The organism is Stutzerimonas nitrititolerans (assembly GCF_003696285.1).
Lineage (GTDB): Bacteria > Pseudomonadota > Gammaproteobacteria > Pseudomonadales > Pseudomonadaceae > Stutzerimonas > Stutzerimonas nitrititolerans.
Window position 1 is genome coordinate 173,021 of record NZ_RFFL01000007.1, and the last position, 23,577, is coordinate 196,597.

Annotated in this window: 23 protein-coding genes; 5 read left to right on the forward strand and 18 right to left on the reverse strand. The window is 63.0% G+C overall.

Annotated elements, in window-relative coordinates; translation table 11 throughout:
* Positions 1–30: 30 nt before the first annotated feature.
* On the reverse strand, positions 31–1,971 hold the full coding sequence (locus EA795_RS10960; RefSeq protein ID WP_122077227.1) for a sodium:solute symporter family protein: 1,941 nt from the start codon (positions 1,969–1,971) through the stop codon (positions 31–33).
* 157 nt (positions 1,972–2,128) lie between these two features.
* On the opposite strand from EA795_RS10960, the gene EA795_RS10965 reads away from it, so the two are divergent.
* Positions 2,129–2,953, forward strand: coding sequence for a GNAT family N-acetyltransferase (locus EA795_RS10965; RefSeq protein WP_122077230.1), 825 nt, complete (start codon positions 2,129–2,131; stop codon positions 2,951–2,953).
* A gap of 34 nt (positions 2,954–2,987) precedes the next feature.
* On the opposite strand, the gene EA795_RS21035 is transcribed toward EA795_RS10965, so the two are convergent.
* From EA795_RS21035 to ispF, 8 genes are all read right to left on the reverse strand, one after another.
* A complete protein-coding gene (locus EA795_RS21035) occupies positions 2,988–3,134 on the reverse strand; it encodes a hypothetical protein (protein WP_014853616.1) in 147 nt (48 codons plus the stop codon).
* A 544-nt stretch (positions 3,135–3,678) separates the two neighbouring features.
* Complete coding sequence (rpoS, locus tag EA795_RS10970) at positions 3,679–4,677, reverse strand: RNA polymerase sigma factor RpoS (RefSeq protein ID WP_014853617.1); 999 nt, start codon at positions 4,675–4,677, stop codon at positions 3,679–3,681.
* A 97-nt stretch (positions 4,678–4,774) separates the two neighbouring features.
* Positions 4,775–5,605 carry a peptidoglycan DD-metalloendopeptidase family protein gene (locus EA795_RS10975; protein WP_014853618.1) on the reverse strand — a complete coding sequence of 277 codons (831 nt, stop codon included), beginning with the start codon at positions 5,603–5,605 and terminating at the stop codon, positions 4,775–4,777.
* Positions 5,606–5,633: 28 nt separating this feature from the next.
* Positions 5,634–6,569: a polyprenyl-phosphate transporter gene (locus tag EA795_RS10980; RefSeq protein WP_043942642.1), complete on the reverse strand. Its 936-nt coding sequence runs from the start codon at positions 6,567–6,569 to the stop codon at positions 5,634–5,636.
* 19 nt (positions 6,570–6,588) lie between these two features.
* Positions 6,589–7,224 carry a protein-L-isoaspartate(D-aspartate) O-methyltransferase gene (locus tag EA795_RS10985; RefSeq protein WP_014853620.1) on the reverse strand — a complete coding sequence of 212 codons (636 nt, stop codon included), beginning with the start codon at positions 7,222–7,224 and terminating at the stop codon, positions 6,589–6,591.
* Between the two features lie 41 nt (positions 7,225–7,265).
* A complete protein-coding gene (surE, locus tag EA795_RS10990) occupies positions 7,266–8,015 on the reverse strand; it encodes a 5'/3'-nucleotidase SurE (protein WP_014853621.1) in 750 nt (249 codons plus the stop codon).
* On the reverse strand, positions 8,015–9,055 hold the full coding sequence (truD, locus tag EA795_RS10995; protein ID WP_122077232.1) for a tRNA pseudouridine(13) synthase TruD: 1,041 nt from the start codon (positions 9,053–9,055) through the stop codon (positions 8,015–8,017). Before truD ends, surE begins: the two co-directional genes overlap by 1 nt.
* Positions 9,052–9,525, reverse strand: coding sequence for a 2-C-methyl-D-erythritol 2,4-cyclodiphosphate synthase (ispF, locus tag EA795_RS11000; RefSeq protein WP_014853623.1), 474 nt, complete (start codon positions 9,523–9,525; stop codon positions 9,052–9,054). The genes truD and ispF overlap by 4 nt, the downstream gene beginning before the upstream one ends.
* Before the next feature lie 163 nt (positions 9,526–9,688).
* Here ispF and EA795_RS11005 point away from each other — a divergent pair, with 163 nt between their 5' ends.
* Both EA795_RS11005 and EA795_RS11010 read left to right on the forward strand, forming a co-directional pair.
* Positions 9,689–9,991: an ArsR/SmtB family transcription factor gene (locus EA795_RS11005; protein WP_014853624.1), complete on the forward strand. Its 303-nt coding sequence runs from the start codon at positions 9,689–9,691 to the stop codon at positions 9,989–9,991.
* Positions 9,992–10,024: 33 nt separating this feature from the next.
* Entirely contained in the window at positions 10,025–11,074 is a 1,050-nt protein-coding gene (locus EA795_RS11010; RefSeq protein WP_122077235.1) for an alkene reductase, read from the forward strand.
* Between the two features lie 222 nt (positions 11,075–11,296).
* On the opposite strand, the gene fghA is transcribed toward EA795_RS11010, so the two are convergent.
* Complete coding sequence (gene fghA, locus EA795_RS11015; RefSeq protein WP_122077238.1) at positions 11,297–12,142, reverse strand: S-formylglutathione hydrolase; 846 nt, start codon at positions 12,140–12,142, stop codon at positions 11,297–11,299.
* Between the two features lie 92 nt (positions 12,143–12,234).
* Positions 12,235–13,350 (reverse strand): S-(hydroxymethyl)glutathione dehydrogenase/class III alcohol dehydrogenase, encoded by a 1,116-nt coding sequence (locus tag EA795_RS11020; protein WP_122077241.1) that lies wholly within the window; start codon positions 13,348–13,350, stop codon positions 12,235–12,237.
* A gap of 124 nt (positions 13,351–13,474) precedes the next feature.
* On the opposite strand from EA795_RS11020, the gene EA795_RS11025 reads away from it, so the two are divergent.
* Together EA795_RS11025 and EA795_RS11030 are read left to right on the forward strand one after the other, a co-directional pair.
* On the forward strand, positions 13,475–14,368 hold the full coding sequence (locus EA795_RS11025; RefSeq protein WP_122077243.1) for a LysR family transcriptional regulator: 894 nt from the start codon (positions 13,475–13,477) through the stop codon (positions 14,366–14,368).
* A gap of 193 nt (positions 14,369–14,561) precedes the next feature.
* Positions 14,562–15,728 (forward strand): baeRF3 domain-containing protein, encoded by a 1,167-nt coding sequence (locus EA795_RS11030; RefSeq protein WP_122077246.1) that lies wholly within the window; start codon positions 14,562–14,564, stop codon positions 15,726–15,728.
* An 18-nt stretch (positions 15,729–15,746) separates the two neighbouring features.
* Here the strand turns inward: EA795_RS11030 and ispD are convergent, their stop codons facing one another.
* The 7 genes from ispD to EA795_RS11065 all read right to left on the reverse strand — a co-directional run bounded on the left by ispD (position 15,747) and on the right by EA795_RS11065 (position 23,454).
* Positions 15,747–16,445, reverse strand: a complete 699-nt coding sequence (gene ispD, locus EA795_RS11035; protein WP_058074340.1) for a 2-C-methyl-D-erythritol 4-phosphate cytidylyltransferase — start codon at positions 16,443–16,445, stop codon at positions 15,747–15,749.
* Positions 16,442–16,720, reverse strand: a complete 279-nt coding sequence (gene ftsB / locus EA795_RS11040) for a cell division protein FtsB (RefSeq protein ID WP_014853631.1) — start codon at positions 16,718–16,720, stop codon at positions 16,442–16,444. The genes ispD and ftsB overlap by 4 nt, the downstream gene beginning before the upstream one ends.
* 417 nt (positions 16,721–17,137) lie before the next feature.
* The gene (gene eno / locus EA795_RS11045; RefSeq protein WP_122077249.1) at positions 17,138–18,427 is read right to left on the reverse strand and encodes a phosphopyruvate hydratase; all 1,290 of its coding nucleotides are present in this window, start codon (positions 18,425–18,427) and stop codon (positions 17,138–17,140) included.
* 33 nt (positions 18,428–18,460) lie between these two features.
* A complete protein-coding gene (kdsA, locus tag EA795_RS11050; RefSeq protein WP_122077252.1) occupies positions 18,461–19,306 on the reverse strand; it encodes a 3-deoxy-8-phosphooctulonate synthase in 846 nt (281 codons plus the stop codon).
* Positions 19,303–20,934, reverse strand: coding sequence for a CTP synthase (pyrG, locus tag EA795_RS11055; RefSeq protein WP_058077548.1), 1,632 nt, complete (start codon positions 20,932–20,934; stop codon positions 19,303–19,305). Before pyrG ends, kdsA begins: the two co-directional genes overlap by 4 nt.
* Positions 20,935–21,105: 171 nt before the next feature.
* Complete coding sequence (gene tilS / locus EA795_RS11060) at positions 21,106–22,389, reverse strand: tRNA lysidine(34) synthetase TilS (protein ID WP_205891486.1); 1,284 nt, start codon at positions 22,387–22,389, stop codon at positions 21,106–21,108.
* 114 nt (positions 22,390–22,503) lie between these two features.
* Complete coding sequence (locus EA795_RS11065; RefSeq protein WP_122077255.1) at positions 22,504–23,454, reverse strand: acetyl-CoA carboxylase carboxyltransferase subunit alpha; 951 nt, start codon at positions 23,452–23,454, stop codon at positions 22,504–22,506.
* Between the last annotated feature and the right edge of the window lie 123 nt (positions 23,455–23,577).

Here is a 23,577-nt window from a genome sequence, read left to right on the forward strand (position 1 = left end):
CCGGGGCAGAACCGCCCCGGCATCCTGAGCTCACGCCTGCCGAGGTGACCGCTCCCCTGCCCCCAGGGTAACGGGCTCATCCTCCGGATCGACGTCGAAGTCCTTCGACAGCGCCATGCGCAACCACAAGGGAATGAGCGCCAGGCCGATCGCAATGCAGACCCAACTGATGACGGGGCTGCTTTCGGGCGCCGGGAACAGCAGCCGGCCTATGCCCACCAACAGCGTGAACAGTGATATCGCCGTTGCCGCGACGGCATAAAGACGCCTGCCGAGCGCCTTGACCGATACGTCGCCACCGACGTTGTTGAGCGCGGCGGCATGCCCCCAGAAACCGAACGGCCGCACCCGGCGATAGAACCGCTTCAGGGTGGCATCGTCGGTCGCCGGTGTGATGAGGGTGACCAGGATTGCCGCCGACGTCGTTACCAGCGCCATGATGCCGAGACGGATCCACTCGCCCTCCGGATCGGTGCCCAGATAGTAGAGCAGCAGCGGTGCGGTGATCAGCGATACCCCCATGGCGGTCAGTTCCGAATAGAGATTGATGCGCTCCCAGAGCCAGCGAAGTACCAGCACCGAGCCCATCCCGGCGCCGAACAGCAGGGATATGAACCATGCGGTCTGGATCGAGCCCAGGTTGGCCATGATGATCATCGCGATCACCAGGATCAGCACGTTGGACAGCCTCGCGACCAGGACCAGCTCGCGATCCTTCGGCTTGCGCTTGAGCACGTGCGGCGCCACGACGCCGGCATAGACATCGTTGCTCCAGTAAGAGGCGCCCCAGTTGAGGTGGGTGTCGACCGTGGAAGCCAGCGCCGCCAGCAAGCCCACCAGCATCAGGCCCCGCACGCCCGGCGGCAGCAGTTCCTCGATGCCCTGGACGAACAGCGCCTCACGGCCGGCGGTAAAGCCCGCGCCTTCCATCTCGGCCGGCGTGAAGGGATACAGCACCAGCAGGCCGATGGCGATCGCCATCCAGAACAGGCTGCGCAGCAGTATCTGCAACCAGGTGAATACCAGACCCGCCATCCGGGCGTCCCGATCGGTCGGACAGGCCATGCTTCGCTGTGCGAGATAACCGGTGCCGTCGGAATTCATCTGAAAGAACCACTGCAAGCCGATGATCACGAGAAAGGGCATCAGGGCGTCACTGGCATTGGCAGGCGGGGCGAACGACAGCATCTTGCTCGCCTGCTCGATACCGTACAGCTCGACGATACGATCGGTCAGGCCGCTCAGCCCGCCTGCCGCATCGATGACGAACCAGGCATAAGCGAGGGTGCCGATCATCGCCAGGCTGAACTGAACCACGTCGGTCTGCACCACGGCCCGCAACCCGCCGGTTATGGAGTACATGGCCGTAAATGCCAGGATCAGCAGGATCGAGATCAGATTGTTGGCACTCATCATCGCCGGTTCGAGCCCGGTGATGCTTTCGCCCAGCTGAATGCCGGTCGCGGCGATGAACCCCACGACGGGCTGGTAAATGCCCGCCGGCAGCCAGTCGTGCCATGGCAGAAACACTTCGGCGATACGGACCGCAGCCACCAGCACCATCGCCAGCACCACGCAGTTGATCACCGTTCCGTAATAGATCGCCTTGAGCAAACGCAACGGCGTGACGCCGGCCCCGCTGTAGCGTACTCGGGTCAGTTCGGCATCGGTCAGTACGCCGGCACGGCGCCAGCACACCGCGAAGACGAAGGCCATGAGCAGGAAAGCCAGGCCATAGATCCACAGGCGCCAGAGCGCGAAGATGCCGGCGGTGGCAACCAGGCCCGTGACCAGCAAAGGCGTATCCGCCGCGAACTGCGTTGCTGCCATGGAGAATCCGGCTTTCCAGCCTTTGATGGTCTTGCCGGCGAGAAAGTACTCATCGAGGCTTTGCGAGGCCTTGTTCCGGGCACGTAGCCCCGAGCCCAGACCGTAGAGCACGAAGGCCAGCACAATCAGCAAGTCCAACATCTTGTTCTTCCTTTCGTTGGAACGATCTCAGCTTGAGAGCCTGGCGGGTTCCCGAAAATTGCACTGTCCTGATGAACGGCTGGGGCGGCCGGCAGGCCTCGGTATCTCAGCACCCGGTGGGTTAACATGCGTCGTTCGAACGAGATTTCCCCAGGCCATGCCAACCCCTGCCATTCGCCAGCTTCCTGCCGAGCTGCAGCCCTTGCTGAACAAGTTCTATCGCGCTCAGCGCAGCCAGATGCGTGGCATGCCGGGGGCAAGCTGCTGGGTGGCGACCGACCGGGACATCATCGCCGGCTTGTGCCTCACCCCCGTCGCGGAGGGACACTGGTTGACCGGGCTGCTGGTCGCGCCTGAATACCGCAGTCAGGGATTGGCACGGCGGCTGATCGAGCAAGCACTGGAAAGTGTTCGATCACCGGTATGGCTGTTCTGCCATCCACGGCTGGCCGGTTTTTATGCACGGCTGGGGTTCGTACAGACATTAGACTTGCCGGAGCCACTGCGCGACCGCCTGCAGCGATACGCCCGGCACAAGCCGTTGATTGCCCTCGTGAGGAACGAAATGACCCAGCCCGTCCTGAGAATCGCCACCGCCTGCCTGCACGACGAGCAGGGCCGCATCCTGCTGGTACGCAAACGCGGCACTCACTACTTCATGCTGCCGGGCGGCAAGGCCGAAGCAGACGAAACCGCGCTCATGACCGTCCGGCGCGAACTGCATGAAGAGCTCGCGCTGCAACTCGACGATGCCGACCTGCAGTGGCTCGGACATTTCCAGGCACCCGCGGCCAACGAGCCGGGACATTGGGTAGAAGCTCAGGTATTCATCGGCAAGCTCACCCAAACCCCACGGGTTCAGGCGGAAATCGAAGAGACGGGCTGGCTCGAACTGGACGCACCGGAGGCACTTCGGCTTGCACCCTTGCTGCGGGAAAAGATCCTGCCGGTGCTGAGCGAGCGTGCAACCACAGCCCACTGATGCGCGCTATCACCTGCTGCCGTCAGCGCAGGGTTCATGGGGAAATGGGGTCGCTGGCCGGAAAGGTTTCTTCCAGGGCTTCATCCAGCTGATCTTCGTCGGCTTCGTCCGGACTTCGCTCGATGCGATCGTCCTGTTCCTCGGCCGGGGGGATGGGGTTCCGCGGTTCGTTACCGTTCATGACGCTACTCCTCGTGGTGATACGAGACGCTCTGAACGATTAGGCTGCCATTGAGGCGACAGGTTCGATGCCGCCGGCGTATTGCCCAAAAAAAGGGGCGGGACTAAGCCCGCCCGCCTCCTTCCTTGCTCCCTTTGTTTCCTGCTCATCGTCCTGATGAAATCGCTTCCAGCGATTGTTCCCGACCGTCATCCTGATGGCCCGCGCTGATCCGTCAGCACGGAGCCGATATTAATGATCCGTACGGTTGCGGCAACTTCACTCGGACAGGTCTCAGGAGGCCGCTTCGTCGCCGTAGCGCTGAAAAAGTCCTTTGATGCCTGCAAGTTACGAGCAGCATTCATTCGAAGGGAGAACAGCTGAATCCATTCCCACATATTTACTTACATACCTTGTAAGCAAATACCTACAAGCAGCGGTGCATCCTGGGAAATGGAAACGGGGGAGGAATTAACCATCGGGCTGTCGCGTAGAGGGAACAGCGCAGAGCGATAAACTGCCGACTCGCTGCCCGACCGTTCTGCCGGTCGGACAGCTTCGCCGATTACTGGAAAAGCGCGTCGCTGGACAGGCCATTGCGCTCGAATATCTCGCGCAAACGCTTGAGCGCCTCGACCTGAATCTGCCGGACCCGCTCGCGGGTGAGGCCGATTTCCTTGCCGACTTCCTCCAGGGTGCAGCTCTCATGCCCCCGCAGGCCGAAGCGGCGGATGACCACATCGCGCTGCTTCTCGGTGAGATCCGACAGCCAGTGATCGATGCTGGCGGCAAGATCGTCATCCAGCAACAGCTCGCAGGGATCGGTGGGCCGTTCGTCGGTCAGCGTATCGAGCAGGGTCTTGTCGGTATCCGGCCCCAGCGAGACGTCCACCGAAGTCACTCGTTCGTTCAGGCCCAGCATGCGCTTGACCTCGCCTACCGGTCGTTCCAGCAGATGCGCGATCTCTTCCGGGCTGGGTTCGTGGTCGAGTTTCTGGGTCAGCTCTCGGGCGGCGCGCAGATAGACGTTCAGCTCCTTGACCACATGAATCGGCAGACGAATGGTGCGGGTCTGGTTCATGATGGCCCGCTCGATGGTCTGCCGGATCCACCAGGTCGCGTAGGTCGAGAAGCGGAAGCCGCGCTCCGGGTCGAACTTCTCTACCGCGCGGATCAGCCCCAAGTTGCCCTCCTCCACCAGGTCGAGCAAGGAAAGTCCGCGGTTGATGTAACGACGGGCGATCTTGACGACCAGCCGCAGGTTGCTCTCGATCATGCGCTTGCGACCCGCCGGATCGCCCTTCTGGGCCAGGCGAGCGAAATGCACTTCTTCTTCGGGAGTCAGGAGGGGGGAAAAGCCGATTTCGTTGAGGTACAGCTGCGTGGCGTCGAGCGCCCGGTTGTAATCGATGAACTTGTGCTGCTTGGCGACCGTGGTCTTGGATCGGGCACCAATCGAACGAACGCGAGAGGCTTCGCTGGGGCGTTTCGACCCAGCGGTGGGTTCCATGAGTAGAACGGCATCGTCTACGTCAAACTCCGGCACTTCTTTTTTGAGAGCCATTATTGTTGTCCTGTTCTGAGTTCGACAACAGGCTCGGATGGCACCCTGTCCCTGGCGTCACTCGAGCCCCCTAGTGCCGGAGCAGGCGAGCTTCAGGTCAACGTTTCGGCAGGTATTGCAGAGGATCAACAGGTTTGCCTTGGCGGCGAATCTCGAAGTGCAGCTTCACCCGGTCGGTTCCAGTCGATCCCATCTCGGCAATGCTCTGCCCAGCTTTGACTTGTTGGCCTTCCTGAACCAGCAGCCTGCGGTTGTGACCGTAGGCGCTTACATAGGTATCGCTGTGCTTGATGATCACAAGTTCGCCGTAACCCCGTAAACCACTACCGGCGTACACAACAGCGCCATCAGAAGCAGCTAAAACAGGCTGTCCTAATTCCCCGGCGATATCAATGCCTTTATTCAAACTACCGTTTGACGAGAATCGGCCGATGATCTGGCCATTCGCCGGCCATGCCCAGCCGCTGGCCGAGCGAGTCACCCGTTTGATCGGCGTACTGGCCGGTGGCGGGGCCTGCGGAGCCCTGGTGATGGGTGGTGGGATCGGTACGGGCGTGGTCACGACCGGCGCTGTGGTCCGCGGCGTGGATACCTTCGGCGCTGGAGCAGCAGCGACATTGCGCGGCGCACGACCGTCGAAGCGGATCTGTTGACCCGGATGAATCACATGGGGAGGAGCGATACCGTTGCGTTGAGCCAGTTCTTTCCAGTCCCAACCGAAACGAAAGGCGATGGACCATAGCGTGTCGCCACGCTGAACGATGTAATGCCCCGTCGTCACACGATCACGGTTGTTGCGGTCGACGACCTGCACACCGCCCCGAGGTGGGCTGGCGCAACCAGCCAGCAGCGTCCCGACGACTGCTGCGACCAGGACGCAGCGAACCGACGGATGGCGGATCCACCGCGCAACTGCTGTGAGCTTCAATGCCCGCTCCCTACATTGCCGTGTCTGTTCAGACGCTTTGCGCCATAGGCTGACGTCGTCCGGCGAACCATTCAAGTCCCAGTACCAGCACGATCCCCGCAACCGCCATCAGCACCGCCAGCAACAGCTGCGGATTCTGACCGGTAACCTCCGCGAAGCTGCCCGGCAGCAGGTTCTGCTCCAGCACGGGCGTGCGCTCACCCTGCGAGTCGATGCGCCAGGTCAGCACTTCCTTCCACGGCCAGACCTTGTTCAACGAGCCCAGCATCAGCCCGGTGAGAAAAGCCAGGGTAAGGTCGCGCCAGCGATCGAGCATCCAGCTGAGGATGCGCGCGAAACTCAGGATACCGACCAGGCAGCCGGAGGCGAAAATCGCCAGTACAGCCACGTCGAGGTCTTTTACCGCGCCCAGTACAACCGGGTACAAGCCCAGCAATACCAGAATGAAGCTGCCGGAGATGCCCGGCAGGATCATCGCGCAGATCGCGATGGCACCGGCGAAAAACAGGCTCAAACCGCTGCTGCTCCACTGTACCGGAGCGGCCACGGTGATCACATAGGCGAATGCGACACCCAGTATCAACCCGACGACACGCGACAGATCCCAACGCTGGATCTCCTTGCCGACCAGGTGCACGGAGACCAGTATCAGTCCAAAGAAGAACGACCATACCGGGATCGGATGGGTATCGAGCAGGTAAGAAATCAATTTGGCCAGGCTGACGACACTGGTAAGGATGCCGCCCAGCAGAACAAGCAGAAAGTTGGCGTTGGCAGCCGTCCATGCCTGCCGAACGCGACCGCGGAACAGCAGCATCGCAGCACCGGGAATCGCGCCAATCGACCGCAGCAACTCGTCGTAGATGCCGGTGATGAAGGCGATGGTGCCGCCGGATACGCCAGGTACCACGTCGGCGGCGCCCATGGCGATACCCTTGATGTACAGCATTAACGCGTTCTTCATGCTTCCTTCCGCTGAATACTCAAACTACGGGTCCATTTAGCAGCGGCACGAAGCGTACGGTGTCCAACAGATGCCTGGAAAAACCGCCTTCCTCACGAACGATAAGCATCAGTTGCTGCACTTCACCTACCCCTACCGGAATCACCAGACGCCCACCAGGCGCCAGTTGATCGAGCAGGGCTTGCGGCACGTCGGCTGCTGCGGCGGTAACGATGATGCCGTTGTAAGGCGCCAATGCGGACCACCCCTCCCAGCCATCACCCCAGCGAAAGACCACGTTGCGCAACTTCAGTTCGCCGAGCCGCTCCTTGGCGCGCTCTTGCAACGCCTGGATCCGCTCGACGGAGAACACCCGTTCCACCAGCTGCGCCAGTACCGCGGTCTGGTAACCCGAGCCGGTGCCGATCTCCAGCACCTTGTCCAGCGGACCGTCGGCCAGCAGCAGTTCGCTCATGCGCGCGACCATGAACGGCTGGGAAATGGTCTGGTTGTGACCGATGGGCAGCGCGGTGTCTTCGTAGGCGCGATGCGACAGCGCCTCGTCGACGAACAGATGGCGTGGCGTGCGACGAATGACTTCCAGCACGTGCGCGTTGGACAGCCCTTCCTCGTAGAGGCGCTGAATCAAGCGATCGCGGGTACGCTGCGAAGTCATCCCGGTTCCGTGGCGCATCAGATTCTCCTGTCCAAGATGGTTCACAGCACCTTCTCCAGCCAGCTTTCCAGGCCTTGGAACGCCTCACGAAAGGTTCGATCGAGCTGCAGGGGCGTAATCGAGACATAGCCCTGCATCACTGCATGAAAATCGGTTCCCGGCCCGCCGTCCTCGACGTCGCCAGCCACGGAGATCCAGTAACCGTCCTTACCCCGCGGGTTGGCCTGGCGCACCGGTGGCTTGGCCCGGCTGCGATGCCCGAGCCGGGTCAGCTGAATACCGCGGATATGATCCAGCGGCAAGTTGGGTACGTTGACGCTGAGCACCGTACGCGGCGGCAGATCGAGCTGGTCGTGCCGCTCCACCAGCTTGCGGGCGACGTAGGCCGCCGTCGGCAGGTTGTCCGGTGAGCGCGAGATCAGCGAAAAGGCGAAGGCCGGCTTGCCGGTGAAGCGTCCCTCGATGGCAGCGGCCACGGTGCCGGAATAGAGCACGTCATCACCCAGGTTGGCACCCAGGTTGATGCCCGAAACCACCATGTCGGGTGCCTCTTCGAGCAAACCGTTGATACCCAGGTGAACACAGTCGGTGGGCGTGCCGTTCACACCGATGAAGCCGTTCGGCATGGTCGTCGGGTGCAGCGGGCGATCCAGGGTCAGTGCGCTGCTGGCACCGCTCATGTCCTGGATGGGGGCGACGACCCGGCACTCGGCATAGTCCGCCAGCGCGTCGTAAAGCGCGGCGAGCCCGGGTGCATACACCCCGTCGTCGTTGGCGATCAGAATACGCATCAGATGTCCGTCTGCCCTGCCAGGCTGACCAGCTCGCGCACCACGGCGGTGGCGAAGCATCCGGTCGGCAGGACGAATTCAAGTTGCAGAATGTCAGGCCCGGGATAATGCCACGACAAGCCGCCGATGGGGAGGCGAAGAATACGCCGCTCATGCTTCATTCCAGCTTCTGCGAGCCACTTGGCGATTGCCGGTTCGGCCGCCGCGACTTCGGCTTCCAGCGCCTGTACTTCACCGCTTACGGGTGATTCACCGGCACCCCACAAGGGGCCGGTAGGATGCAGATCGAGGATGGCCAGGCGCGGGTCCTGGCATTCGGCCTCCCCCGCCGGGAAAAAGCTGCGACTGTCGGTGAAGGCCAGCAGATCGCCCACCTGCGCCTGGTTCCAGCTTCCATTGCCGACACGCTCTGCCAGGGCCCGGTTGAACAGATGGCTGCGCCCAGCCGAGAGCAGCCGCGAGCGCAGGTTGCGCTGTACCGGCAACTCTTGCCGCTCGGCATATTCGCGTGCGCCATGAACGTTGCTGCCCTCGAAGCCGAAGCGCTGCAGGCCAAAGTAGTTGGGCACACCCTGCGCCTTGATGCGCTCGAGACGCGCCTCCAGGTCGGCACGATCGGCGTCCAACTGGGTCAGGCGCAGGGTGAAGCCGTTGGCCGAGTGGGCGCCGCGCTGCAACTTGCGCTGGTGGCGGCGAGTCTCGAGGATTTTCAGGGTCTCGTCCTCGGCCTTGCCGAGGACCGGGTCGGCCTTGCCCGGCAGGTGCAGGCTGAACCACTGGCGCGTCAGCGCCTGGCGGTCCTTGAGGCCCGCATAGCTGATGCTGCGCAGCGGCACGCCGGCAGCGCGGGCGATGCGACGGGCCGCTTCCTCGGTATTGAGGTTGCGCTTCTCGACCCAGAGCCAGAGATGCTCGCCTTCGCCGGACAGGGGAATGTCCAGCACCTCATCGACCTGGAAATCCTCGGCCACGGCCTTGAGCACGGCGCTGCCACACGGCCCACCGTGTGCCCGTGGCCCCTGCAGCTGTTCTTCGGTCATGCGCGAACCAGCAGGGCGACGGCATGCACGGCGATGCCCTCTTCACGCCCGGTGAAGCCCAGCTTCTCGGTGGTGGTGGCCTTGACGTTGACCTGATCCAGCTCGACCTGCAGGTCCTCGGCGATCGATGCGCGCATGGTTTCGATATGCGGCGCCATCTTCGGAGCCTGGGCGATGATGGTGGCGTCGACGTTGCCGACCTTCCAGCCCTTGCTCTTCACCTGTTCGAGCACGTGGCGCAGCAGCACGCGGCTGTCGGCGCCCTTGAACTGCGGGTCGGTATCCGGGAAATGCTTGCCGATGTCGCCCAGCGCGGCGGCACCGAGCAGCGCATCGCTGAGCGCGTGCAGCAGCACGTCACCATCGGAGTGCGCCAGCAAGCCGAACCGGTGAGGAATCCGCACGCCACCGAGGGTCACGAAGTCGCCCTCGGCGAAGCGGTGTACGTCATAGCCGTGGCCAATACGCATAGTCAGAACCCCTGAAAAGATCAGCCGCGGATTCTACAGGAGCTGCTAGGGCCTGCGCCGGTATCGATGGGCGCGATAGTCACCATCGACCGAATCGATCCCGTATCGGAATTCAACGATATATAGTTCGCCCCATCGCGATATACCGAACCAGACGAACGCCATGCCCGACGATTTCGACGACATCATCAAGGCCCTCGCCCACCCACTGCGCCGGGAAATCCTGCAGTGGTTGAAGGAGCCGCAACGCTACTTTTCCGAGCAGCACCATTCCCTCGAGAACGGCGTCTGCGCCGGACAGATCGACCAGCGGGCCGGCCTCTCGCAATCGACGGTATCGGCACACCTGGCCACTTTGCAGCGAGCCGGATTGATCACCAGCCGCAAGGTCGGTCAGTGGCATTTCTTCAAGCGCAACGAGCCGCTCATCCAGGACTTTCTGGCTCGCATCGGCCAGGAACTCTGAACCCTTTCGCACCCTGTAGAGGAGCAACACCGCATGCCTACACTCTTCGACCCGATCCGCATCGGCGATCTGGAACTGACCAACCGCATCATCATGGCGCCCCTGACCCGCTGCCGTGCGGAACCTGGCCGGGTACCCGGTGACTTGATGGTCGAGTACTACCGCCAGCGCGCCGATGCCGGCCTGATCATCAGCGAAGCCACCTCGGTGACGCCCATGGGCGTCGGTTACCCGGACACGCCCGGCATCTGGTCTGCCGAGCAGGTGCAAGGCTGGAAGAAGATCACCGATGCCGTGCATGCCAAGGGCGGCAAGATCGTGCTGCAGCTCTGGCATGTGGGGCGCATCTCCGACCCGATCTACCTCGACGGCCAGCTGCCGGTCGCGCCCAGCGCCATCAAGCCCGCCGGGCATGTGAGCCTGGTGCGGCCGATGAAGGATTACGAGACTCCACGCGCACTGGAGACCGAAGAGATCGCCGACATCGTCGAGGCCTACCGCAAGGGCGCCGAGAATGCCAAGGAAGCGGGCTTCGACGGCGTGGAAATCCACGGCGCCAATGGTTATCTGCTCGACCAGTTCCTGCAGGACAGCACCAACCAGCGTACCGACCAATATGGCGGCTCCTTGGAAAATCGTGCTCGACTGATGCTGGAAGTCACCGATGCCGCCATCAGCGTCTGGGGCGCCGGACGCGTCGGCATGCACCTGGCGCCGCGCGCCGACTCCCACGACATGGGCGACTCCAACCGCGCCGAGACCTTCGGCTATGTGGCTCGTGAACTGGGCAAACGCGGCGTGGCGTTCATCTGCACCCGCGAACAGGCTGGCGAAGACAGCCTCGGCCCGCAGCTAAAGCAGATCTTCGGTGGCGTCTATATCGCCAACGAACGCTTCACCCGGGAACAGGCCAACGAATGGCTGGCCGAAGGCAAGGCCGACGCGGTGGCGTTCGGCATTCCCTATATCGCCAACCCGGATCTGGTCGAGCGTCTGCGCCAGGATGCGCCGCTCAACGAGCCCAAGCCTGAGCTGTTCTACGCCAAGGGCGCGGAAGGCTACACCGATTATCCATCGCTCTAGCTCCCGGCGATGGAAAGGCCCGACCGGCCACTCGGTCGGGCCTTTTTTATGACAATCGGAACAGACGTCAAGCGAACAGACGCCCTCGATGCCGCGGTTGCAGCTTCGTAGGGTGGAAAACCGCGAAGCGTTTTCCACGCAGCCAGCACATCACGCAAACACCCGGCCAACATGGTCGCCGGCCGAACCCGACGCGTGGATGAGGCTGCGCGGTCATCCACCCTACGCCTTCAACGCCTCGGCATGATGCCGCAGGTGGTCATCGATGAAGCTGGCGATGAAGTAGTAGCTGTGGTCATAACCCGGCTGGATGCGCAGCGTCAGCGGATGCTCCGCCGCCTTGGCCGCAGCTTCCAGTGCCTCGGGTTTCAACTGGTTGGCCATGAAATCGTCTCGGTCGCCCTGGTCCACCAGCAGCGGCAGCTTCTCGCCCGCCTCGGCCAACAGCGCGCAGGCGTCCCATTCGCGCCAGCGCGAGCGGTCCTCGCCCAGGTAGCGGGAAAACGCCTTTTCGCCCCAGGGGCAATTGAGGGGATTGGTGATGGGCGCGAAAGCCGACACCGAGCGGTAGCGACCGGGATTCTTCAATGCACAGACCAGCGCGCCATGGCCGCCCATGGAATGCCCGCTGATGCCGCGCTTGTCGGATACCGGGAAGTTCGCCTCGATCAGCGCCGGCAGCTCGTCGACCACGTAGTCGTACATACGGTAGTGCTGCGCCCATGGCTGCTGGATGGCGTTCAGATAGAAGCCCGCGCCCAGACCGAAATCCCAGGCGCCGTCCGGGTCATCCGGCACGTCCGGCCCGCGTGGGCTGGTATCCGGCGCGACGATGATCAGCCCCAGTTCGGCGGCCAGCCGATGCGCGCCGGCCTTCTGCATGAAGTTCTCGTCGGTGCAGGTCAGGCCCGACAGCCAGTACAGCACCGGCAGTTTCTCGCCCTGTTCCGCCTGCGGCGGCAGGTACACGGCAAACACCATGTCGCAGTTCAGGCTGCTGGAGCGATGCCGGTAACGCTTGTGCCAGCCGCCGAAGCTTTTCTGGCAGGAAATGTTTTCAAGGGTCATGGCTGTGCCTCGCGTGGGGTGGAAAACCGCGAAGCGTTCTCCACCAGTCGGGTGGATAAGCCGTCTGACGACGGCGTTATCCACCCTGCGGATCAGTAGTGGATGACGGTGCGGATGCTCTTGCCTTCGTGCATCAGATCGAAGGCCTGGTTGATTTCATCGAGCCCCATGTTGTGGGTGATGAAGGTATCCAGCGGGATCTCGCCGCTCTGCGCCTTCTCCACGTAACCCGGCAGTTCGGTGCGACCCTTGACGCCACCGAAGGCGCTGCCGCGCCAGACCCGGCCGGTGACCAGCTGGAACGGACGGGTGCTGATCTCCTGCCCCGCGCCAGCGACGCCGATGATCACCGACTCGCCCCAGCCCTTGTGCGCACACTCTAGCGCGGCGCGCATCAGCTGCACGTTGCCCACGCATTCGAAGCTGTAGTCCACGCCACCATCGGTCATCTCGACGATGACCTCCTGGATCGGCTTGTCGTGATCCTTCGGATTGACGAAATCGGTGGCGCCCAGCTCCTCGGCGATGGGGAACTTCGACGGGTTGATGTCGATGACGATGATGCGGCTGGCGCCGGCCATCTTCGCGCCGATGATCGCCGCCAGGCCGATGCCGCCGAGGCCGAAGATGGCCACCGTGGCACCCGCTTCCACCTTGGCCGTATTGAGCACCGCGCCGATGCCGGTGGTCACGCCACAGCCCAGCAGGCAGACCTTGTCCAGCGGCGCTTCCTTGGGAATCTTCGCCACGGAGACTTCCGGCAGCACCGTGTATTCGGAGAAGGTCGAGGTGCCCATGTAGTGATAGATCGGCTGGCCCTGGTAGCTGAAGCGGGTGGTGCCGTCCGGCATCAGGCCCTTGCCTTGAGTGGCGCGCACCGAGCTGCAGAGATTGGTCTTGCCGGAGGTGCAGAACTTGCACTGGCGGCACTCGGCGGTATACAGCGGGATCACGTGGTCGCCCACCGCTACCGAGGTCACGCCCTCGCCGACCGCCTCGACGATGCCGCCACCCTCGTGGCCGAGGATGCAGGGGAAGACGCCTTCGGAGTCCTCGCCGGACAGGGTATAGGCGTCGGTGTGGCAAACACCGGTGGCGACGATGCGTACCAGCACTTCGCCGGCCTTGGGCGGTTCGACGTCCACCTCGACGATCTGCAGAGGCTGGTTGGGGCCGAAGGCGACGGCGGCGCGCGATTTGATGGTCATGAACGATGTCCTCCTGGATGGATGCGGCAGAGTGTAGTTTCATTCACTTGCTGGGTTAATGAGCCAATCGTGGAAACATTGTTGCTCCCCAGGGATAATCCGAAGCTCGCAGAAGGAAGCCGATATGAATCGCTGGGAAGGTCTCGACGAGTTCGTCGCCGTTGCCGAGTGTGGCAGTTTCATGCGCGCCGCCGAACAGCTGCGGGTATCGTCCTCCCACGTCAGCCGCCAGGTGGCGCGTCTCGAAGAGCGGCTGCAGGCCCGCCTGCTCTACCGCACCACGAGGCGCGTCTCGCTGACCGAGGCGGGACACACCTTTCTGGCGCGCTGCCAGCGCCTGATCGAAGAACGCGACGAAGCCTTCCATGCCATCAGCGACCTGCACACGGCACCCACCGGGCTGCTGCGCATGACCGCCGCTGTGGCTTACGGCGAGCGCTTCATCGTGCCGCTGGTGAACGACTTCATGGCGCAGCATCCACAGTTGCGGGTGGAGATCGAGCTGTCCAACCGCACCCTGGACATGGTGCAGGAAGGCTTCGACCTCGCCATACGCCTGGGCCGTCTCGGCGAATCGCGGCTGGTGGCGACCCGCATCGCGCCACGGGCCATGTACCTGTGTGCCGCACCGGCCTATCTGGAACGCTACGGGCGCCCGCACACCCTTTCCGAACTGGCGCGACACAACTGCCTGGTGGGCACCGGCGATACCTGGATGCTGCAGGTCGATGGCCGCGAGCAACCCTTCAAGCCCAGCGGCAACTGGCGCTGCAATAGCGGCCAGGCGGTGCTGGACGCGGCCCTGCGCGGCTTCGGCCTGTGTCAGCTCCCGGACTATTACGTGCAGGAGCCGTTGCGCCGGGGCGAACTGGTGTCGCTGCTCGAAGCCCATCAGCCGCCCAACACCGCCGTCTGGGCCGTCTACCCACAGCGCCGTTACCCGTTGCCCAAGGTACGCCTGCTGATCCAGGCGTTAAAGGAAGGCCTGGCCAATCGTCCGGAATACCGCCGGGCCTGATTGCTCAGCATCATCCTGGCCGCGCGTCCGACGGCCAGACCTCGCCCGGAACCCCCCATCGGTGGTCACGTCGATATGAGGTAGCTGCCAACTTTCGCGCTTTTCCTATCCTGGCGCGCAGCACCCCCATCTGACCGAACCGGTCATTGGCACATTCGCGAGGACCAAACCACTCAACCGAACGAGGCCGTGCATGAACAGACTGCTCGATAGCAAAACCCTCAACGAGTTGCTGGCCCAACGTGAGGCCCCCTGCCTTTCCCTGTACCAGCCCACCCACCGCAGCTTTCCTGAACGCCAGCAGGACCCCATCCGTTTCAGGCACCTGGTTCGCCAACTGGAGGACTCGCTCAAGCAACAGGGTTGGGGCGATCAGACCGAGTCCCTGCTACGCCCTTTTCTGGCGTTGATGGAAGACGGTGATTTCTGGAATCACAACCTGGACGGGCTGGCGGTATTCGGCTGCCGCGGCTATTTCCAGTTCTTTCGGCTGCAGCGCAGGGTGCCGGAACTGGCCGTCGCCAATGACCGTATGCACGTCAAACCCCTGGTACGCATCGCGCAGTCCGCGGACCGCTATCAGATCCTCTGCCTGTCACGGGACTCGGTACGGCTGCTGGGCGGCAACCGCGATGCGCTGGATGAAATTCCCCTGCATGAAAACGTACCGCGCACCCTCGCGGATGCCTTGGGCAGCGAGTTGACCGGCAAGAGCCAGAGCGGTTTTTCGCAAGGCTACAGTCGCGCCAGCGAACGAGGCGACTCCATGCAGACCGAAGCAGGCGGCAGCGGCAAGCAGGCGGAAATCGATCGCGACCGCGACCGCTACTTCCGCGAGGTGGACCGAACCATTCTCGAACATCACTCGCGCCCCAGCGGCTTGCCGCTGATCCTGGCCGCACTGCCGGAGCAGCAGTCGCATTTCCGTCGCATCAGCCACAACGAGTACCTGCTGCCCGAAGGCATCGAGGTCGGCCAGGGCGCGCTGACGCTCAACGAAATCAGGGAAGACAGCTGGCTGGTGATGCAGCCGCGTTACCTGAAGCGGCTCGAAGGGCTGGTCAACCAGTTCGGCACCTCTCACGGCAAAGGACTGGCCTCGGATCAGCTGGAGGAAATCGGCCAGGCGGCGGTACAAGGCCGCGTGGCCACGTTGCTGGTGGAGGCCGAGCGGCAGATACCCGGCTGCGTCGACAAGGCCGAAGGCAAGGCAACACCAGCAGAAAATGGGGACGCGACAACGCCCGACCTGTTGGACGAACTGACCATCTGGACGCTGGAGCAAGGTGGCGAGGTCATTGTCGTTCCGGTGGAACGAATGCCCACACAGAGCGGTGCGGCGGCGATCTATCGCTTCTGATCGGGAAAGCAGCGTTGGTCAGGATTTCCAGCGCTGCTCCAGCCACTGCAGGTCTTCCGGGCGGGTGATCTTCAGATTGTCCGCCCGACCTTCGATCAGGCGCGGTGATTGCCCCGCCCACTCCAGCGCCGAAGCCTCATCGGTAATCGCCACCCTCTCCGCCAACGCACCGGCGAGCGCCGCTTGCAGCGCGCCGAAACGGAACATCTGCGGCGTATAGGCCTGCCAGATCACGCTGCGGTCCACGGTTTCCAGCACGCGACCGTCAGGGCCGGCACGCTTGAGCGTGTCGCGCACCGGAACGGCGAGCAGGCCTCCGACCGGGTCGTCCGCCAACGCGGTCAGCAGCCTGTCGAGATCCTCAGGTGTCAGATTGGGTCGCGCCGCATCGTGAACCAGCACCCAGTCATCCGCACGGGCACCCAGCTCACCCAGCAGGCGCAGCCCGTTCAATACCGAATCGGCACGCTCGGCACCGCCCTCGGCTCGCCGAACTTGCGGATCCCTGGCGCAGCTGAGGGATGGCCACCAGGGATCATCGCTAGCCAGGCTTACAACCAGGCCTCGCAAGCCCGGATGCCCGAGAAAACAATCGAGGGTGTGTTCGAGGATGGTGCGCCCGGCCAGTGGCAGATACTGCTTGGGACGGTCGGCGCGCATGCGACTGCCCACACCGGCCGCCGGGATCACGACCCAGAAGGATGGCGCGGCGCTCATTCGCTGAGCTGATAGAGGGTTTCGCCCTCTTTGACCATGCCCAGCTCCTGGCGGGCGCGTTCTTCCACGGTTTCCATGCCCTGCTTGAGCTCCATCACCTCGGCTTCGAGGATGCGATTGCGTTCCAGCAGGCGCTGGTTCTCGCCCTTCTGTTCGGCTATCTGACGGTTCAGCCCGCTGACCTGGGCCATGCTGCCCTCGCCCACCCAGAGGCGATACTGAAGGCCACCCAGCAGCAGGATCAGAACGACGAACAACCAGTAGGGAGTACGCATGGACGGCATTGAATGAATTCGGTTGGGTTCCAATGAGGGTGTAAAGGCAAGCGGCGACATCATCCGACCCTTTCAATCGCCGATTGATCCACGATGTTGGTCACCCGCATCAGAACCGGACTTAAGCTTTCACAAAAAAGGGCGGCTTACGCCGCCCTTTCTACCACGTCGGGTTTAACAGGCTAGTGGAAAAACGTAAGCGAGGCAGGCAAGACAAGGCAAAAACAGGCGAGGACGCGGAGTTTAGTGATCTAAATGAGCAGTACTCACTTCGTTCNGCGGAGTTTAGTGATCTAAATGAGCAGTACTCACTTCGTTCGCCCTACCGGGCCGCGCTAAAGCGCGTTAGCCGCAAGCGGCTTTCCGAGCCTGTTTTTAACGCAGTATTGCCAACGCAGCTAGTTTTTCAACAGCCTGTCAGCCGCGGAACTCGGCACGTCCCTTATACGGCGCCTTGCCGGCCAGCTGCTCTTCGATGCGCAGCAGCTGGTTGTACTTGGAAACGCGGTCCGAACGGCACAGTGAGCCGGTCTTGATCTGACCAGCGGCAGTGCCCACGGCGAGATCGGCGATGGTGTGGTCTTCGGTTTCGCCGCTGCGGTGCGAGATCACTGCGGTGTAGCCGGCGGCCTTGGCCATCTGGATGGCTTCCAGGGTCTCGGTCAGCGAGCCGATCTGGTTGAACTTGATCAGGATCGAGTTGCCGATGCCCTTCTCGATGCCTTCCTTGAGGATGCGGGTGTTGGTCACGAACAGGTCGTCGCCGACCAGTTGCACCTTCTCGCCGATCTTGTCAGTGAGCACCTTCCAGCCGGCCCAGTCGGACTCGTCCATGCCGTCTTCGATGGAGATGATCGGATAACGCTGAGCCAGGCCGGCCAGATAATCGGCGAAACCGGCAGCGTCGAATGCCTTGCCCTCGCCGGCCAGGTCGTACTTGCCGTCCTTGTAGAACTCGCTGGAAGCACAGTCCAGCGCCAGGGTCACGTCGGTGCCCAGCGTGTAGCCGGCCTTCTCGACCGCTTCGGCGATAGCGCCGAGGGCGTCTTCGTTAGACGCCAGGTTCGGTGCGAAACCGCCTTCGTCGCCCACGGAAGTGCTCAGGCCACGGGCCTTGAGGACGGCCTTGAGGTTATGGAAGATTTCGGTGCCCATGCGCAGCGCATCGGCAAAGGTCTTGGCGCCGACCGGCTGGACCATGAATTCCTGGATGTCGACGTTGTTGTCGGCATGCTCGCCGCCGTTGATGATGTTCATCATCGGCACCGGCATGGAGTACTGGCCCGGCGTGCCGTTGAGGTTGGCGATGTGCGCGTAGAGCGGCAGGTCCTGATCCTGGGCAGCGGCCTTGGCGGCGGCGAGGGACACGGCGAGGATGGCATTGGCGCCCAGCTTGGCCTTGTTCTCGGTGCCGTCCAGCTCGATCATCGCGCGGTCCAGCGCCTTCTGGTCGGCCGGGTCCTTGCCCAGCAGCAGATCGCGAATCGGGCCGTTGATGTTGCCGACCGCCTTCAGCACGCCCTTGCCCATGTAACGGCTCTTGTCGCCATCGCGCAGCTCCAGCGCCTCGCGCGAACCGGTGGACGCACCGGACGGCGCACAGGCGCTGCCGACGATGCCGTTATCGAGGATAACGTCCGCTTCCACGGTGGGGTTGCCACGGGAGTCGAGAACTTCACGCCCTTTGATGTCGACGATCTTTGCCATTTTTATTAACACTCCGTAGATAGCTTCAAGGCTTCAAGCAGTTTCGATTGGCGAAAAATTCTTGATCAGGTCATCCAGCTGCTTGAGCTGGGAGAGGAATGGCTCGAGCTTGTCCAGGCGCAACGCGCAGGGGCCGTCACACTTGGCGTTATCGGGATCGGGGTGGGCTTCCAGGAACAGTCCGGCCAGGCCCTGGGACAGGCCGGCCCTGGCCAGCTCGGTCACCTGGGCGCGGCGCCCGCCAGCCGAATCGGCACGACCGCCCGGCATCTGCAGCGCATGGGTCACGTCGAAGAATACCGGGTAGTTGGTCTGCTTCATGATGCCGAAGCCGAGCATGTCGACCACCAGGTTGTTGTAGCCGAAGGACGAGCCGCGCTCGCAGAGGATCAGCTGGTCGTTGCCCGCTTCCTCGCATTTCTTCAGGATGTGCTTCATTTCCTGGGGGGCCAGGAACTGTGCCTTCTTGATGTTGATGACGGCGCCGGTCTTGGCCATGGCCACCACCAGATCGGTCTGGCGGGAAAGGAAGGCCGGCAGCTGGATGATGTCGCAGACATCGGCCACCGGCTGCGCCTGGTGCGGCTCGTGCACGTCGGTGATCACCGGCACGCCGAAGGCTTTCTTCACGTCCTCGAAAATCCGCATGCCCTCTTCCAGCCCCGGGCCACGGAAGGAGTTGATGGACGAACGGTTGGCCTTGTCGAAACTGGCCTTGAACACGTAGGGGATGCCGAGCTTCTCGGTCACCTTCACATAGGTTTCGCAGATCTGCAGCGCCAGGTCGCGGGACTCCAGCACGTTCATGCCGCCGAACAGCACGAACGGCTTGTCGTTGGCGATCTCGATATTGCCGACGCGAATGATCTTCTGGCTCATGCCTTGCCCGCCTTGTAGTCCAGCGCCGCCTGGACGAAGCCGCTGAACAGAGGATGACCGTCACGGGGCGTGGAGGTGAATTCCGGGTGGAACTGGCACGCAACGAACCAGGGATGATCCGGAGCCTCGACCACTTCTACCAGCGCACCGTCGCTGGAACGCCCGGTGATCTTCAGGCCGGCGTCCTGCAGCTGCGGCAGCAGGTTGTTGTTCACTTCGTAACGATGGCGATGGCGCTCGACGATTCGCTCTGCACCGTAGCAGGCAAATACCTTGGAACCGGCTTCCAGGCCGCATTCCTGGGCGCCCAGACGCATGGTACCGCCCAGGTCGGAAGCATCGTCGCGGGTTTCCACGGCGCCGGTGGCGTCGGCCCACTCGGTGATCAGGCCCACAACCGGATGGCCACTGTCCTTGTCGAACTCGGTGGAGTTGGCGTCGGCCCAGCCCAGCACGTTGCGGGCGAACTCGATCACCGCCACCTGCATGCCGAGGCAGATGCCGAGGTAAGGAATCTTGTTCTCGCGAGCGTACTGCACCGTGGCGATCTTGCCTTCGACGCCGCGCAGACCGAAACCGCCCGGCACCAGGATCGCGTCCATGCCTTCGAGCAGACTGGTGCCCTGGTTCTCGATGTCTTCGGAGTCGATGTAACGGAGATTCACTTTGGTACGGCTCTGGATGCCGGCGTGGCTCATGGCCTCGATCAGAGATTTGTAGGCATCGAGAAGTTCCATGTACTTGCCGACCATGGCGATGGTGACTTCCTTCTCGGGATTCAGCTTGGCATCGACCACGCGGTCCCACTCGGAGAGATCGGCGCCACGGCATTCGAGGCCGAAACGCTCGAGCACATAGTCGTCCAGACCCTGGGCATGCAGCATGCCAGGAATCTTGTAGATGGTGTCGGCATCCGGCAGGCTGATCACCGCTCGCTCTTCGACGTTGGTGAACAGGGCGATCTTGCGCCGCGAGGACAGGTCGATCGGCACTTCCGAACGGCACACCAGCACGTCCGGCTGCAGGCCGATGGAGCGTAGCTCCTTCACCGAATGCTGGGTCGGCTTGGTCTTGGTCTCGCCGGCGGTAGCGATGTAGGGCACCAGCGTCAGGTGCATCAGCATGGCGCGCTTGGCGCCTACTTCGACACGCAACTGGCGAATCGCCTCCAGGAACGGCTGCGACTCGATGTCACCCACGGTGCCGCCCACTTCCACCAGGGCCACGTCGGCATCGCCGGCGCCCTTGATGACGCGACGCTTGATCTCGTCGGTGATGTGCGGAATGACCTGGATGGTTGCGCCCAGGTAATCGCCGCGACGCTCGCGGCGAATCACGTCTTCATAGACGCGGCCGGTGGTGAAGTTGTTGTTCTGGGTCATCCGGGTGCGGATGAAACGCTCGTAATGGCCCAGGTCGAGGTCGGTCTCGGCGCCGTCGTGGGTGACGAACACCTCACCGTGCTGGAACGGGCTCATGGTGCCCGGATCGACGTTGATGTAAGGGTCCAGCTTGAGCATCGTGACCTTCAGGCCCCGCGCCTCCAGGATGGCCGCCAATGAAGCCGAGGCGATGCCTTTCCCCAATGAAGAAACAACACCACCCGTGACGAAGATGTAGCGCGTCATGAAAAACCCTAGAAGTCTGCGTTAAGCGGCCGGCGCCGCCAGGGGAAAGCGAAGGTGCCACTGCTCGTCAATCGGCAATAGCGCAACTGCCACGGATTCGAGGAAACCGTAGAAGCTGTATTGAGACGGGAGCGTAGTCTACTGGAAAGACCCCATCAGCTCAAACAGACATCAAGCCGGTGGCGTCCAGACGAGTGACACCTGGGCGGCATCGAATTGCGGCAGATTGGCGACGGCGACCAGCTCGCCGTCGCGGTAGAGCAGCGGCAAGCGCGGGCGCACGAACCCGGGAACGGCGGCCTCGTTGAGCAATCGCTTCAGATCGCGCCTGCCGCGACCGGGCAAGGCCATCGCTTCTCCGCCTTGCCGGTAGCGCACCTCAAGCCTGCCTTGCGGTCGATTCGCGAGGCTCACCGAGCCGTTGCCGGGAAGCGTCAACATGGCGGAGTCCTGCGGCCAGTCGAAACGCCCATCGACCGCATCGAGCCAGGCGCCGCTCAGCCACCACAAACGATCCCCTGCCCGATGAAGTTCGCCGCCGGCCAGACGCCACAGCGGTGCAGCATCCGGAGCCGCATCGCGCATCGCTTCCCAGCCGGCCCAGTGATCACTGTCGGGCAGCAGCGTGAAGGCGGCCAGCCAGCGCCGCAGGGCGTTGCGCTGACGAGCAGGACTCAGCGCGCGCAAAGCCGACAACGCCAGACTCGGCCGCGACACCCATGACCAGTCGTCCGGCCCGTGGGCGCCCTGCAGGTCCATATCGGCCAGCTCGTCGAGCAACGCCTGCGCCTCGACCAGATGCGCAGCGGTTCGCGCCATGCTGAGCGATGCGCGCGGCCAGCGCCGTGTCAACACCGGCATCACCTGGTGACGGAGATAGTTGCGCGCATGTTCGAGGCTTGCGTTAGAGGGATCCTCGACCCATTCCAGCTGCTGTGCGCGCGCATAGGATTCCAGCTCGGCGCGATCGATGCCGAGCAGCGGCCGAACAAGGCTGCCCTGCCCCAGTTCGCGGCTGATGGGCATCGCACCGAGGCCGCGCACGCCCGTTCCGCGCAGCAAACGAAACAGCAGGGTTTCGGCCTGGTCATCACGATGCTGGGCCATGAGCAGCACCTCGCCCTCGCCAAGCCGGTCGGCGAACGCCCGGTAGCGAGCCACGCGCGCCTGGCGTTCGACACTCGCACCTGCCGCGACTTGCACCGGAACGATCTCCAGCCCTATGCCCAGGCGATCGCAGATCCTTTCGCAATGCGCGGGCCAGCCATCCGCGACGGGCTGCAAACCATGATGGACGTGGATGGCGCTGAGCGTCGGAAACCGGTGCAGCCGTCCCAGGCGAACCAGTGCATCGAGCAGGACGGTCGAATCCAGCCCGCCGGAAAAGGCGACACGCCATGCTGGCGCATCCAGCCAAGGCTTCAGAACGGAGAGGAGATGGGACTCAAGTGCCATGCGCGCACGCTCGGAAAGACGAGACGCCAAGGATAGGACTGAACGCGCCCGCAGGGTGCGGGTTCAAAAAGAAAACGGCGAGCCAGGCCCGCCGTTCTCATCATGCCGTCATACTCAGGCGATGCCGTAGCTCATCAGGCGCTCGTAGCGGCGCGCGAGCAGGGCGTCGGTATCGAGCCCCTTGAGCATCTCGAGTTGCGCGGTCAACGCTTCGCGAACGGATGCCGCGGTGGCGACCGGATTGCGATGGGCACCACCGAGCGGCTCGGAAATGACCTGATCGACGATCCCCAGATCTTTCAGGCGCTCGGCCGTCACACCCATGGCCTCGGCCGCTTCCGGCGCCTTCTCGGCGGTGCGCCAGAGAATCGAGGCGCAGCCTTCCGGCGAGATCACCGCGTAGGTGGAATATTGCAGCATGTTCAACTGGTCGCAGACGCCGATGGCCAGCGCACCGCCGGAGCCGCCCTCGCCGATCACGGTGGCGATGATCGGCGTCTTCAGCCGCGCCATCACGCGCAGGTTCCAGGCGATGGCCTCGCTCTGGTTGCGCTCCTCGGCATCAATGCCCGGGTAGGCGCCGGGGGTGTCGATGAAGGTCAGGATCGGCATCTTGAAGCGCTCGGCCAGCTCCATCAGACGACAGGCCTTGCGGTAGCCTTCCGGACGCGGCATGCCGAAGTTGCGACGCACCTTCTCGCGCACTTCGCGGCCTTTCTGATGACCGATGATCATCACCGGTTCACCGTTCAGACGCGCGGTACCACCAACGATGGCGGCGTCATCGGAGAAATGGCGATCACCGTGCAGCTCTTCGAACTCGGTGAACAGGTGCTTGATGTAATCGAGGGTGTAGGGCCGCTGCGGGTGCCGGGCCAGGCGGGCGATCTGCCAGCTGGTCAGGTTGCCGAAGATGCTCTCGGTGAGCGATTCGCTCTTGTCCTGCAGGCGGGCGATTTCATCGCCGATGTTCAGCGAGTTGTCATTACCAACCAGGCGCAATTCTTCGATCTTGGCTTGCAGGTCGGCGATCGGCTGTTCGAAATCGAGGAAATTCGGGTTCATAGTCATCCGTCATGCGTCGACGGCCAGGGGCCGGGAAGCTGTTCCGTTTTTTTGCGCCCTACCTTACGGGACGGACGCTTTCAGGTCGAACAAAAAATGTTCGCAATCATGACTCGATCGTGA

Excerpts from the sequence above, each read along its gene's own strand:
- EA795_RS10960 (WP_122077227.1), bottom strand. The coding sequence starts at position 1,971 with ATGTTGGACTTGCTGATTGTGCTGGCCTTCGTGCTCTACGGTCTGGGC.
- kdsA (WP_122077252.1), bottom strand. The coding sequence starts at position 19,306 with ATGAGCCAGAAGATCATTCGCGTCGGCAATATCGAGATCGCCAACGAC.
- EA795_RS11005 (WP_014853624.1), top strand. The coding sequence starts at position 9,689 with ATGCCCGACGATTTCGACGACATCATCAAGGCCCTCGCCCACCCACTG.
- ispD (WP_058074340.1), bottom strand. The coding sequence starts at position 16,445 with ATGAGCGCCGCGCCATCCTTCTGGGTCGTGATCCCGGCGGCCGGTGTG.
- ftsB (WP_014853631.1), bottom strand. The coding sequence starts at position 16,720 with ATGCGTACTCCCTACTGGTTGTTCGTCGTTCTGATCCTGCTGCTGGGT.
- EA795_RS10980 (WP_043942642.1), bottom strand. The coding sequence starts at position 6,569 with ATGAAGAACGCGTTAATGCTGTACATCAAGGGTATCGCCATGGGCGCC.
- EA795_RS11025 (WP_122077243.1), top strand. The coding sequence starts at position 13,475 with ATGAATCGCTGGGAAGGTCTCGACGAGTTCGTCGCCGTTGCCGAGTGT.
- EA795_RS10965 (WP_122077230.1), top strand. The coding sequence starts at position 2,129 with ATGCCAACCCCTGCCATTCGCCAGCTTCCTGCCGAGCTGCAGCCCTTG.
- surE (WP_014853621.1), bottom strand. The coding sequence starts at position 8,015 with ATGCGTATTCTGATCGCCAACGACGACGGGGTGTATGCACCCGGGCTC.
- tilS (WP_205891486.1), bottom strand. The coding sequence starts at position 22,389 with ATGGCACTTGAGTCCCATCTCCTCTCCGTTCTGAAGCCTTGGCTGGAT.
- fghA (WP_122077238.1), bottom strand. The coding sequence starts at position 12,142 with ATGACCCTTGAAAACATTTCCTGCCAGAAAAGCTTCGGCGGCTGGCAC.
- EA795_RS10985 (WP_014853620.1), bottom strand. The coding sequence starts at position 7,224 with ATGACTTCGCAGCGTACCCGCGATCGCTTGATTCAGCGCCTCTACGAG.
- EA795_RS21035 (WP_014853616.1), bottom strand. The coding sequence starts at position 3,134 with ATGAACGGTAACGAACCGCGGAACCCCATCCCCCCGGCCGAGGAACAG.
- eno (WP_122077249.1), bottom strand. The coding sequence starts at position 18,427 with ATGGCAAAGATCGTCGACATCAAAGGGCGTGAAGTTCTCGACTCCCGT.
- EA795_RS11020 (WP_122077241.1), bottom strand. The coding sequence starts at position 13,350 with ATGACCATCAAATCGCGCGCCGCCGTCGCCTTCGGCCCCAACCAGCCT.
- ispF (WP_014853623.1), bottom strand. The coding sequence starts at position 9,525 with ATGCGTATTGGCCACGGCTATGACGTACACCGCTTCGCCGAGGGCGAC.
- truD (WP_122077232.1), bottom strand. The coding sequence starts at position 9,055 with ATGACCGAAGAACAGCTGCAGGGGCCACGGGCACACGGTGGGCCGTGT.
- rpoS (WP_014853617.1), bottom strand. The coding sequence starts at position 4,677 with ATGGCTCTCAAAAAAGAAGTGCCGGAGTTTGACGTAGACGATGCCGTT.
- EA795_RS11065 (WP_122077255.1), bottom strand. The coding sequence starts at position 23,454 with ATGAACCCGAATTTCCTCGATTTCGAACAGCCGATCGCCGACCTGCAA.
- EA795_RS11010 (WP_122077235.1), top strand. The coding sequence starts at position 10,025 with ATGCCTACACTCTTCGACCCGATCCGCATCGGCGATCTGGAACTGACC.
- EA795_RS11030 (WP_122077246.1), top strand. The coding sequence starts at position 14,562 with ATGAACAGACTGCTCGATAGCAAAACCCTCAACGAGTTGCTGGCCCAA.
- pyrG (WP_058077548.1), bottom strand. The coding sequence starts at position 20,934 with ATGACGCGCTACATCTTCGTCACGGGTGGTGTTGTTTCTTCATTGGGG.